This window comes from Bosea sp. 124 (genome assembly GCF_003046175.1).
Taxonomy (GTDB): domain Bacteria; phylum Pseudomonadota; class Alphaproteobacteria; order Rhizobiales; family Beijerinckiaceae; genus Allobosea.
Map to the genome: position 1 here is coordinate 5,111,242 of NZ_PZZM01000001.1, position 11,263 is coordinate 5,122,504.

9 protein-coding genes are annotated in these 11,263 nt (G+C 67.3%); 5 read left to right on the forward strand and 4 right to left on the reverse strand.

Annotated features, from left to right (window positions below; all coding sequences use genetic code 11):
- Nucleotides 1-51 precede the first annotated feature (51 nt).
- From C8D03_RS24230 to C8D03_RS24245, 4 genes are read right to left on the reverse strand one after another with little or no spacing between them, the layout of a single operon-like run.
- Complete coding sequence (locus tag C8D03_RS24230) at nucleotides 52-870, reverse strand: ABC transporter permease (RefSeq protein WP_108050402.1); 819 nt, start codon at nucleotides 868-870, stop codon at nucleotides 52-54.
- Between the two features lie 10 nt (nucleotides 871-880).
- Nucleotides 881-1,741, reverse strand: coding sequence for an ABC transporter permease (locus tag C8D03_RS24235; RefSeq protein ID WP_108050404.1), 861 nt, complete (start codon nucleotides 1,739-1,741; stop codon nucleotides 881-883).
- A gap of 22 nt (nucleotides 1,742-1,763) precedes the next feature.
- Entirely contained in the window at nucleotides 1,764-2,792 is a 1,029-nt protein-coding gene (locus tag C8D03_RS24240; RefSeq protein WP_108050406.1) for an extracellular solute-binding protein, read from the reverse strand.
- Between the two features lie 16 nt (nucleotides 2,793-2,808).
- Complete coding sequence (locus tag C8D03_RS24245; RefSeq protein ID WP_108050408.1) at nucleotides 2,809-3,918, reverse strand: ABC transporter ATP-binding protein; 1,110 nt, start codon at nucleotides 3,916-3,918, stop codon at nucleotides 2,809-2,811.
- A 167-nt stretch (nucleotides 3,919-4,085) separates the two neighbouring features.
- Between C8D03_RS24245 and C8D03_RS24250 the strand changes: the two genes are divergently transcribed.
- From C8D03_RS24250 to C8D03_RS24270, 5 genes are all read left to right on the forward strand, one after another.
- Nucleotides 4,086-5,504 (forward strand): amidase, encoded by a 1,419-nt coding sequence (locus C8D03_RS24250; RefSeq protein ID WP_108050410.1) that lies wholly within the window; start codon nucleotides 4,086-4,088, stop codon nucleotides 5,502-5,504.
- Nucleotides 5,505-5,576: 72 nt separating this feature from the next.
- Nucleotides 5,577-6,608, forward strand: a complete 1,032-nt coding sequence (locus tag C8D03_RS24255) for an LLM class flavin-dependent oxidoreductase (protein ID WP_108050413.1) — start codon at nucleotides 5,577-5,579, stop codon at nucleotides 6,606-6,608.
- A gap of 154 nt (nucleotides 6,609-6,762) precedes the next feature.
- Complete coding sequence (locus C8D03_RS24260; protein WP_181301217.1) at nucleotides 6,763-7,557, forward strand: IclR family transcriptional regulator; 795 nt, start codon at nucleotides 6,763-6,765, stop codon at nucleotides 7,555-7,557.
- A gap of 22 nt (nucleotides 7,558-7,579) precedes the next feature.
- A complete protein-coding gene (locus tag C8D03_RS24265; RefSeq protein WP_108050417.1) occupies nucleotides 7,580-9,643 on the forward strand; it encodes a hydantoinase/oxoprolinase family protein in 2,064 nt (687 codons plus the stop codon).
- Nucleotides 9,644-9,667: 24 nt separating this feature from the next.
- Complete coding sequence (locus C8D03_RS24270; protein WP_248308608.1) at nucleotides 9,668-11,236, forward strand: hydantoinase B/oxoprolinase family protein; 1,569 nt, start codon at nucleotides 9,668-9,670, stop codon at nucleotides 11,234-11,236.
- Nucleotides 11,237-11,263: the final 27 nt, after the last annotated feature.

Sequence of the window (11,263 nt, forward strand, 5' to 3'; positions counted from 1 at the left end):
GTTCCGGGTTCATCGCTGCGCGATGCCCGGGAATGACAACGGTGGGTTCCATCACCCGCTCATGCGCCTGGTCAGGCCGGTCAGCCGGTCCATCACGATCATCAGCACGAGCGTGGCGAGGATCAGCACGCCGGCGATGGCGGCGATGCGGACGTCGAGCGTCGATTCCATCATGCCCCACATCCGGATCGGCAGCATCGAGGTGCGGGCATTGGAGAGAAAGAGCGAGACCGGGACGTTGTCCATCGAGGAGATGAAGGCGAGGAAACAGCCCGCCGCGATGCCAGGCGCGATCAGCGGCAAGGTGATGCGACGAAAGCCGTAGAAGCGGCTGGCGCCGAGATTGGCCGAGGCCTCGAGCAGGACCGGATCGAGCTGCGTCAGGCTCGCCAGCGTCGTGCGGAAGATGAAGGGCGCGATCACGACGAGATGGCCGGCGATCAGCAGGTTGAGCGAGGGCCGGATGCCGAGCACGGAGAAAAACATCAACGCAGCCAACCCGTAGGAGAGCGTCGGCAGGACGAGCGGCGAGAGGAAGCTGGCCTCCAGGAAGCGGGCCGAGGGCCTTGCCACCCGCGTGATCGCGAGCGCGGCCAAGACCGAGAGCACCGCGCCGATCAGCGTCGCGGTGCCTGCGACCCAGAGGCTGTTCAAGGCGGCGATGTGGATCTGGGCCGAGCGGGCGGAATCGAACAGTTCGCCATACCAGCGCAGCGAGAGTGCCGGCGGCGGGAAGCGCAAGGTCTGGGAGGTGGTGAATGAGGTCGCGATGACGATCAGGACCGGCCCGATCAGGATCAGGACGGCGAGTCCGGCGAGAAAACCGATGACCCAGTTGTAGGTGACGTCACCGAGCGTGGAGCGCTGCATAGTCTTGACCTCAGCTCGTCCTGGCGAAGCGGCCGAGCCAGCTCAGCGCCATGATGCCGGCCAGCACCGTGAAGAGCAGCGTCAGCGAGGCCACCGCCGCGAAAGGCCAGTTATAGACGACCGTGACCTGCTGGTAGATCAGGGCCGGGAGATAGACGAGTCTGGCCCCACCGATCACCGATTGCGAGATGAACGCCGTCGTCGCCGAGGCGAAGACCAGCGTCGCGCCCGCGATCCAGCCCGGCAGGGTCAGTGGCAGCGTGACGCGGAAGAAGGTCCGCCATTTCGAGGCGCCTAGCGCGCGCGAGGCGTCGATCAGGTTCTGGTCCATCTGGTTCATGATGGTGAGCAGCGGCAACAGCATCAGCGGCATTTCGATCTGGGTCAGCGCGATGACCAGCCCGAGTTCGGTCTGCAGCAGGTTGAGCGGCGTCGCGGTGATGCCGAGGCCAATCAGTGTCTGGTTGATCACCCCCTCGCGCGCCAGGATGACGATCCAGGCGAAGGTGCGGATGACGACCGAGGTCAGCAGCGGCATCAGGATGATGAAGATCAGCACGCGTTGAGCGCGGGCACTCGCGGCGCGGAACACCAGCGCCAGCGGATAAGCGAGCAGCGTCGTCGCGATGACGGCGAAGACGCCGAGCTTCAGGGTGTCGAAGATGACCTTGAGATAGAAGGCGTCGCTGTAGAACTTCGTCCAGGACTCGAAGCCCAGCCGCGTCTGCTCGGGATCGGCATAGAAGCTGACTCCGAGCAGGATCGCGAAAGGTGCGGCGAAGAAGGCGAGATAGACCAGGCCGAGCGGCGCCGCGAGGCGCCAGTCGACCTTGTCCGTGCTTGCCGGCGCGGTTGCTGCGATCGCGGCCATCGAACTTGCCTTAAATCTCGCCTTACTTGGTGATCTCCTTGTTGAAACGCTCGATCCAGGCCGCGCGCTGCGGATTGATCTTGGTCCAGTCATGGGTGACCATCTTCGACAATTCGTCGAGCGACTTGATGTCGAGCGTGGGTGCGAGCACGGTTTCGGTGTTGATCGGCACCATGTTGTAAGGCGCATTCTGCAAGGCGGTCTGGACCTCGGGCGAGATCGCCGTGTCGATGTATTTGTAGGCCGCGTCGACGTTCTCGGCGCCCTTCACGATGTGCAGCGTGGTCTGGAAGGTGATCGAGCCCGATTCCGGCGCGATATAGGCGATATCGACGCCACGGCCCTTCAGGATCGCGACCGTGTTGGTGTTGCCGTACATGATGTCGACCTGACCCTGCTGGAACAGGCCCGGCAGTGCAGCCGGCGTCGAGATGGCGGCAACCTTCGGCACGGCCTCCTTCAGCGCCTTGAAGATCGGCTCCATATCGGCTTCCGAGCCGCCGAAGGCCTTGGCCATCTCGATCAGCGAGACGGTGCCGAAGGTGGTCTGGAAGCCGGTCAGGCCGAGCCGCTCGACGTAAGGGCTCTTGAACAGGTCGGCCCAGGTCTTGGGCGGGTTCGGGAACTTCTTCGGGTTGTAGGCGATGCCGACGACCTGCGCGTTGCAGGTCACGGCATGCGAGGTGATCAGCCCCTTCGGCACCTTGGCGGCATTGCTCAGCTTCTTGATGTCGATCGGCTCGAACAGGCCAGCCTGCATCGCAGCCGCCGCCGGGCCCGGATCCAGCACGAAGCAATCGAAGGGCGGCACGCCGCGCGCGGCGCGGACCTTGGCGACCTGATCGACGGCAAAGAGCGCATCGAACGCGACATCGACACCGAAATTCTTCTTCAGAATTGGCGCGACGACGCCGCGATAGGCCTCTTCCCAAGTGCCGGGATAGATCGCGGCGGTGAGGCTGCCGGCGGCGCGGGCATAGCCCGGCAGAGCGGCGGCAAGGCCGAGTGCACCGGCGCCGGCCAGGAGGTCTCTGCGGTTCATCTGTGTCATCGGCTTGTGCTCCGGATCAGGGTTGAGAGGCAGGAAACAGGACGGGCCGGGCATGGGCGGCGAGCCCGCAGAAGGCCGGGCCCGAGCGGCCGGACGCCATGCCGGGGCGCCGCGACAGCGCCACCTTCAGCGAGGCGCCGTCGGCGCCGGTGACGTCGTGGATGAGTTCGCCGCCGATCGGCAGGCTGAATTTGAGGTCGACCGGGAAACGTTCATCGCCGGGTTCGGCGGCGAGCAGCATATGTTCGGGCCGGACCGAGACGATGACGGGCTGTCCGGCTTCGAAGCGGCCTCTGGACGCGACCGTCCAGGCCGCGCCATTGCCGAGCGAGACCCGGTAGCCGCCGTCGACGGGCGCCTCGATGCGGCCGTTCAGGAGGTTGCTGGAGCCGATGAAGCTGTTGACGAAGAGCGTCGCCGGCTCGTCATAGATCTGCACCGGCGTGCCGAGCTGCTCGATCCTGCCCTGGCTCATCACGGCGATGCGGTCGGCAATCGCCATCGCCTCGTCCTGGTCATGCGTGACCATGATCGCGGTCAGGGCGAACTGGCGCTGCAAACGCTTGATCTCGATCTGCATGTCGAGCCGCAGGTTCTTGTCGAGCGCGGCAAAGGGCTCGTCGAGCAGGAGGATGCGCGGGCGCATGGCAAGCGCGCGCGCCAGCGCCACGCGCTGCTGCTGGCCACCCGAGAGCTGCTTGGGTTTGCGGTCGGCGAATTTGCCCATCTGGACGGTGGCGAGCATTTCCGCGACGCGCTGCGCCTGAACCTCCCGGCTCTCGCCCCGGGCCGCGAGCCCATAGGCGATGTTCTCCGCCACGCTCATATGCGGAAACAGCGCGTAGTTCTGGAAGACGATGCCGATCTCGCGCCGGTTCGGCGGCAGCACGTCGATCGGCCGACCGTCGATCGTGACCTTGCCGTTGCTCTGCTGGATGAAGCCGGCGACGATCCGTAAAAGCGTGGTCTTGCCGCAGCCGGAGGGGCCGAGCAGGGCCACGAGTTCGCCGCCCTTGACCTCAAGCGTGACATTGTCGACCGCGAGTCCACCGCCATAGCTGTGCGTGATGCCGTCGAGCGTCAGCGGCTGGGCGGTCATCGCGCCGGATTCGGCAGGCACAGGCATCTGAATGGCGACGATCCTCCGGACGGGTCAGGCCGGGAAAGCCAGCAACTGCCGTGCCAACATGGCGCGGCCGGCCGCATCGCCGATGCGCCCCTGACAGTTCCGCACCTCGCTGCTATGGCTCGATATCCACGCGTCGTTCGCGACAGCTATGATGGACACCGTCGATGACCGAGACCTTTGCGCCCTGGCCGGCGCTCGCCGAGATTGCAGAGGCCGTCCGCGCCGGACGCAGCAGCGCCAGGGCCCAGGCCACGGAAGCCCTGCGCCGGATCGAGCTCCTGAACCCGGCGCTCAACGCCTTCGTCTCCGTCGATGCCGCTGATGCGATGGCGCGAGCCGAAGCCGTCGACCGGCGCGTCGCGAAAGGCGAGGACCTACCGCTCGCGGGCGTGCCCGTCGCGATCAAGGACAATATCTGGGTCAAGGGCCGGCGGATCACGCAGGGCTCGCATCTGTTCGCTGATTTTGTCGCGCCCGAGGATGCGGTCGCGGTGGCGCGGCTCGTCGCGGCGGGCGCTGTCGTCGTCGGCATCGCCAACACCGCCGAATTCGCCGCCAAGGGCCAGACCACCAACCTGCTGCACGGTGCGACACGCCATCCGCTCGATCCGGCCCTGTCGCCGGGCGGTTCGTCGGGCGGGCCTGTCGCGGCCGTGGCTGGTGGCATGGTTCCCTTCGCGCTCGGCACGGATGCCGGTGGCTCAAGCCGGCGCCCGCCGGCCCATACCGGCCTCGTCGGCTTCAAGCCCTCTTTTGGGGCGATCCCCTACGGTCCCGGTTTCGAGGAGCCGTTCTTCGGCATCTCCTGCCCTTGCCCCATCGCGCGGACGGTGGCCGAGGCCGCACTTGGCTTCGAGGTGATGGCCGGCCCCTCACCGCTCGATCCGCATTCGGGCATCGTCGAGGCGGATGGCGGCGCCGAAGGCGAGGTGCCGACGCTGGCCTACAGCCCGAAATGGGGGCTCGACGTGCCGGTCGATCCGGAGGTCTCTGCCTGCGTTTCTGCCGTGGTCGAGTTGCTCCGCCGCGCCGGGCTCGCCATCGTCGCGCGCGATCCCGTCTGGCCGGCGGGCGCTGCCGAAACGGGCCTCAACCCGCTCCAGCATGCGGGGCTTGCCGCCCTCTATGGCGAGGCCTGGCGCAAGGCACCCGAGCGGATCGACCCGGATCTCGGCAGCCAGATTTCGGCCGGCCTCGGTTATGGCGGGACGGAGGTAGCGGACGCGTTGCTGCTTTCAGAGCGCGTCGCGGTCGCCGCCGCCCGCTTCTTCGTGCAGGAGGGCGTCGATGCCCTGATCGGCCCGACGACGCCCTGCACGGCCTGGCCGGTCGAGAAGCTCGGGCCCGACACGATCGACGGTGTCGCCGTCGGTCCGCGTGGCCATGCCGTGTTCACGCCGCTGTTCAACCATTCGCGCCAGCCGGCGATCTCGATCCCTTGCGGCGTCGATGCTGCCGGGCTGCCGATCGGGCTGCAGATCGTGATGCAGCGCCTCAAGGACCGCAGGCTGCTGACGCTGGCCGCGCAAATCGAAGCGGTGCTGGCCGGCGCGAGACTGCCCGGTTCATCAGCAACCGCATAAACATGCGGCAGAAACACCCGCTGCCGGGACGACAACCGTCCCTGCGCAGCCCTTTCGTCACCGGGACACGCCATGTCTGATCATCTCGAATTCGGGCTCGATACCTTCGGCGATGTGACCTCGGGTCCCGACGGCGCCCTGCTGCCGCATGCGCAGGTGATCCGCAACCTGATCGACGAGGCCGTGCTCGCCGACAGCCTCGGCATCGATTTCTTCGGTGTGGGGGAGCATCACCGGGCCGATTTCGCCATCTCCGCGCCCGAGACGGTGCTGGCCGCCATCGCAGCCCGGACCAGCCGCATCCGGCTGGGCTCGGCGGTGACGGTTTTGAGCTCGGACGATCCAATCCGGGTGTTCCAGCGCTTCTCGACAATCGATGCGATCTCGAACGGGCGCGCCGAGGTCATCCTGGGCCGCGGCTCCTTCACCGAGTCCTTTCCGCTCTTCGGCTATGATCTCAGCCAATACGAAACGCTGTTTTCCGAGAAGCTCGACCTGTTCGCGGCGCTGATCAGCCAGAAGGCTGTGACCTGGCAGGGCACGATCCGCCCTGCCCTGACGAACCAGCGCGTCTTCCCGCCGATCGAGACCGGCGGCTTGCGGACCTGGATCGGCGTCGGCGGCAGCCCTGAATCGGTCGTCCGCGCCGCGCGCTACGGCCTGCCCCTGATGCTCGCGATCATCGGTGGCGATCCCGCCCGCTTTGCGCCCTATGCCGATCTCTATCGCCGTGCCTTCGCGCAACTCGGCGAGCCGGCGCAGCCCATCGGCGTGCATTCGCCGGGCTTCGTGGGCGAAACCGACGAACAGGCGCGCGAGACCGTCTTCGCCGACTACAAGCGCATGCGCGACCGCATCGGCGCCGAGCGCGGCTGGCCGCCGATGGGCCGCGACGAGTTCGAGCGCGAGGTCACGCAGGGCTCGCTCTATGTCGGCTCGCCGGAAACCGTCGCGCGCAAGATCGCGACGACCGTCAGGACGCTGGGCCTATCGCGCTTCCAGATGAAGTACAGCGCCGGCCCGCTGCCGCATGAGGCGATGCTGGGCAGCATCACGCTTTATGGCGAGAAGGTCATTCCGCTCGTGCGCGACATGCTCTCCTGAGCGCCCCGCAACCGCCCCAACCCTCTTCCGACACGCGCATCGCAGCGCTCCCGTGCCGCCTTCAAAAGGCGGTTGACGAGAGGCAGCATTCTGCTAGCGTATCAAATAACAAAATGACGTTTCATTATTTGAAATGAGACGCAGAGGAACGCCCTTGTCGACGGAACCGGATTCAGCTTCGGCCAAAGCCGCGCCTGCGGGCACCAGCACTCTCGATCTCGCGCTGCGCGCGGTCGAGTACCTGGTGCAGCAGAGCCGTCCGGCTGCGCTGGCGCAGATCGCCGAGGCCCTGTCGGCATCGAAGGCGACCATCTACCGGCACCTGGTGACGCTGCAGCGCCACGGCTTCGTGCGCCAGGACGCCGAGACCGGGCGCTATGACGCCGGCATCAAGCTCGTGGTTCTCGGCGAGGCCCTGCGGCAGCGCTTCGACATCGTCGCCGCAGCGCGCGAGGAACTGATGACCTTGCGCGACCATACCGGGCAGGCGGTGACACTATGCTCCGTGATCGACGACGAGGTGATCGTCCTCGAACTGATCCAGGGCCGCACCCTGGTCGAGTTCGCGACCCGGCGCGGCACGCCCATGGCCTACCATGCCAGCGCCCATGGCAAGATCTGGCTCGCCTTCGGATCGCAAGAGCGCCTGCGCCGGATCGCAGCCGGCCCGCTCAAGGCCTGGACGCCGGGCAGCATCGTCTCGGGCGAGGCGCTGCTGGCGGAAATCGCAACCGTACACGAGCGCGGCTGGGCGACCGCGCCCGACGAGGTCATCACCGGCGTCAACGCGCTGGCGGCTCCCGTCTTCGACCACCGCAAGATTCTCGTCGGCTCGATCGCCATCGTCGGCTCGACGCAGTTCATTCCCCCCATTCCCGATCCCGAACAGATCCGTGAGGTCGTCGGCAGCGCCGCACGCATCTCGCGCGGCTTGACCTGGCAAGACTAAAGACCCGGAAAGACTGAAGCCCATGACCTATTCGCTGGCCGTCGATATCGGCGGGACCTTCACCGACATCGTCCTGCGCGACTCCCGCGGGGGCCTCAGCGTCGACAAGACGCTGACCACCCATCACGACCTGCTGGAAGGCTTCTTCCGCGGCGTCGATTCCGTGCTGGGCAAGGCCGGCGTCGAAGCCGGCGCGATCGACGGTGTCGTGGTCCACGCCACCACGGTCGTCACCAACGCGCTGATCGAGCGCAAGGGCCTGCCGACGGCGCTCGTCGTCACCGAGGGCTTCCGCGACGTGCTCTCGATCCGCAACGAGCACCGCTACGACATGTACGATCCGCAGATCGAGTTTCCCGAGCCGCTGGTGACGCGCGAATTGACCTTCGGCATCAAGGAGCGCGTGCTGGCGGATGGAACGGTGGCGCTTGCGCCCAGCCCTGCGGACATCACCAAGCTCGCCGCCGATATTCGCGCCAGCGGAGCACGCGCGCTGGCGATCTGCTTCCTGAACAGCTTCGCCAATCCGGAAAACGAGGCGCTGGTCGCAGCCGCGCTGGCGCGCGAGCTCAACGATGTCTTCATCTGCACCTCGGCCGAGGTCGCGCCGCAGATCCGCGAATACCAGCGCGCTTCGACCGCGACGGTGAACGCCTATGCGATGCCGATCTCGCAGCCCTATCTGAAGCGGCTGAGCGACCGGCTGCGGGTCGAGGGCTTCGCCAACACGCCGCTGATCATGCTGTCCTCCGGCGGCGTCGTCGGCGCCGAGACCGCGGGCAAGAACCCGGTGCGCATGATCGAGAGCGGGCCCGCAGCAGGGGCCCTCGCCGCCTGCCACTATGCGGAGTTGCTCGGCATCGACCGGCTGATGTCCTTCGACATGGGCGGCACCACCGCCAAGGCCTGCCTGATCGAGAACCGCACGCCGCTGATCACCGGACTGTTCGAGGTCGACCGGCGCTACCGCTTCCGCGAAGGCAGCGGCCTGCCCGTCACCGTGCCCTCGATCGACCTGATCGAGATCGGCGCTGGCGGCGGCAGCATCGCCCATGTCGATGATCTCGGCCTGCTCAAGGTCGGCCCGGAAAGCGCCGGCTCCAATCCGGGCCCGGCCTGCTACGGCCGCGGCGGCAGGAATGCGACCGTCACCGATGCCGACCTCGTGCTCGGGCTGATCGACGCCGAGAACTTCCTCGGCGGCGACATGTCGCTCGACAAGGCGGCCTGCGACGCTGCGCTGACACGGCTCGGAGACGCACTCGGCCTCAATGCGGTGCAGGCGGCGCGCGGCATCTACCGCATCGTGACGGAGGCGATGGCCTCCGCGGCGCGCACCCACGCCACCGATCGCGGTGTCGATTATCGCGGCCTGCCGCTCTTCGCCTTCGGCGGCGCCGGCCCGCTGCATGCCTGCGGCGTCGCCGATCTGCTGCAGAGCACCTCGGTCATCGTCCCGCCCCAGTCGAGCGTGCTCTCGGCCTTCGGCACGCTCGTCACCCCCGTCCGGCTCGATCTCGTGCGCAGCGATCTCACGCGGGTCGACCAGCTCGACTGGGCGCGTGTCGACCGCGTGATCGGCGATCTCGAAAGCGAGGGACTGGCGGCTCTGGGTGAATCCGGCTGCGCGGCCGCCGATGTCACGATCCTGGTCGGTGCCGACATGCGCTATGTCGGCCAGCAGCACGAAGTAACGATCATCTTCGAGGCCGATCCGCGCCAGAGCCGCGATGTCGCCGCGCTGACGGCGCAGTTCGAGGCGGCCTACCGCACGCTCTACGGCGTCAACCCCTCGCATGTGCCGATCGAGCTGGTGACCTGGCGCGTCGTCGCGCGCGGCCCCCTGCCGCATTTCGACGGCCAGGACAGGGCGCAGATCGCGGCCGGCGCGCCCAAGCGCCGCCGCCCGGTCCATGCCTGGGAGGACGGCCAGTCCGTCCCCGTCTACGAGCGCGCCGCGCTCGCCACCGGCCAGACCATCACCGGCCCCGCCATCATCGAGGAGCGCGAGACCACGACCGCGCTGCCGCCCGGCTGGAGCGCGACGATCGACGCGCTCGGCTGCATCGTCGCCACGAAAGGCTGAATTCCGATGGCAAAATCACCTGCGATGGCCAAGCCCCCCGCGATGGACGGCGTCGAACTCGAGATCCTCTGGTCGAACCTGATCGGCATCGTCAACGAGCGCGCCAAGGCGCTGCAGCGCATCGCCTTCAGCCCGATCGTCCGCGAAGCCGGCGACCTCGCCTGCGCGCTCTTCGACCAGCGCGGACGCATGGTGGCGCAGGCCAATACCGGCACGCCCGGCCACATCAACTCCCTCGCCATCGCCGGCGCGCATCTGGTGCGCCTGTTCAAGGGGCGCTGCGAGCCCGGCGACGTGCTGATCACCAACGATCCCTGGCTCTCGGCCGGGCACTTCTTCGACATCACGATCCTGACGCCGATCTTCGACGGAGAGAAGCTGCTCGCCTATATCGGCTCGACCATCCACCACACCGATATCGGTGGCTACGGCATCGGCGCCGGCGCCCGCGACGTGCATGAAGAAGGGCTCTGGATTCCGCCGCTCAAGCTCTATGAGCGCGGCAAGCCGAGCGAGATGCTGCACGACATCATCCGCCGCAACGTCCGCACGCCCGACGCCGTCTTCGGCGATCTCTCGGCGCAGGTCTCGTCGGGCGAGGCCGCGGCCGAGCACCTGATCACGCTGTGCGAGCGCTATGGCATCGACGACATCGAGGCCCTGTCGGACGAGATCATCGACCGCTCGGAAGAGGCGACGCGCAACGCCATCCGCAAGCTGAAGCCCGGCACCTATCACGGCGAGACCTCATTCGACGTGCCCGGCGGCGAGATCATCACGCTGAAGACCGCGCTCACCGTCGATACCGAGAGCGGTTCGATCATCGTCGATTTCGAGGGCTCCTCGCCGCAGACGACGACCGGCATCAACGTCGTCCTGAACTACACCCACGCCTATTCGACCTTTGCGATCCGCTCCTGCCTCAATCCGGACCTGCCCAACAACACCGGGTCGCTGGCGCCGATCGAGGTGCGCGCGCCGGTGGGCTCGATCATCAACTGCGCCTATCCGGCCCCGGTGAATGCGCGCCATGTGGTGGGCATGTATGTGCCGATGCCGATCCTGAAGGCGCTGCATCAGGTCATGCCGGAGCGCGTTCTGGCCGAAGGGTCGGGCGCGGTCTGGACGATCCAGATCCAGGGCCGGCGGCCGAGCGGCGAGGCCTTCACCTCGTCGATGTTCAACTATTCCGGCGGCATGGGTGCGCGCGCCGGCAAGCCGGGACCGAGTGCCACCTGCTACCCGACCGGCGTGGCGGCGGTGCCGATCGAAATCCTGGAAGCGGCCATGCCGATCGTCTTCGACCGCAAGGAGCTGCGCCCCGGGTCGGGCGGCAAGGGCCGGATGCAGGGCGGTGACGGCCAGATCATCCAGTTCCACATGCGCACCGACCATGCCTGGCTGCTCAACGCCGTGCCGAGCCGGCTCGAGCGCGGCCCCGACGGCATCGATGGCGGGCTGCCTGGGGCGGCCGGCCGCTTCCTGGTCAACGGCACATCCGTCAGCGAGGCGAAGAAGCTGACCATGCAGGCCGGCGACGTCGTGTTGCTGGAAACGCCGGGCGGCGGCGGCTACGGCAAGCCGGTCACCTGACGGCACAGCACTGCAAATCCGCATAAA

What these genes read in the sequence shown, in the direction of transcription:
- C8D03_RS24235 (WP_108050404.1), bottom strand. Translation starts at nt 1,741, where the DNA reads ATGGCCGCGATCGCAGCAACCGCGCCGGCAAGCACGGACAAGGTCGAC.
- C8D03_RS24265 (WP_108050417.1), top strand. Translation starts at nt 7,580, where the DNA reads ATGACCTATTCGCTGGCCGTCGATATCGGCGGGACCTTCACCGACATC.
- C8D03_RS24255 (WP_108050413.1), top strand. Translation starts at nt 5,577, where the DNA reads ATGTCTGATCATCTCGAATTCGGGCTCGATACCTTCGGCGATGTGACC.
- C8D03_RS24270 (WP_248308608.1), top strand. Translation starts at nt 9,668, where the DNA reads ATGGCCAAGCCCCCCGCGATGGACGGCGTCGAACTCGAGATCCTCTGG.
- C8D03_RS24250 (WP_108050410.1), top strand. Translation starts at nt 4,086, where the DNA reads ATGACCGAGACCTTTGCGCCCTGGCCGGCGCTCGCCGAGATTGCAGAG.
- C8D03_RS24245 (WP_108050408.1), bottom strand. Translation starts at nt 3,918, where the DNA reads ATGCCTGTGCCTGCCGAATCCGGCGCGATGACCGCCCAGCCGCTGACG.
- C8D03_RS24230 (WP_108050402.1), bottom strand. Translation starts at nt 870, where the DNA reads ATGCAGCGCTCCACGCTCGGTGACGTCACCTACAACTGGGTCATCGGT.
- C8D03_RS24240 (WP_108050406.1), bottom strand. Translation starts at nt 2,792, where the DNA reads ATGACACAGATGAACCGCAGAGACCTCCTGGCCGGCGCCGGTGCACTC.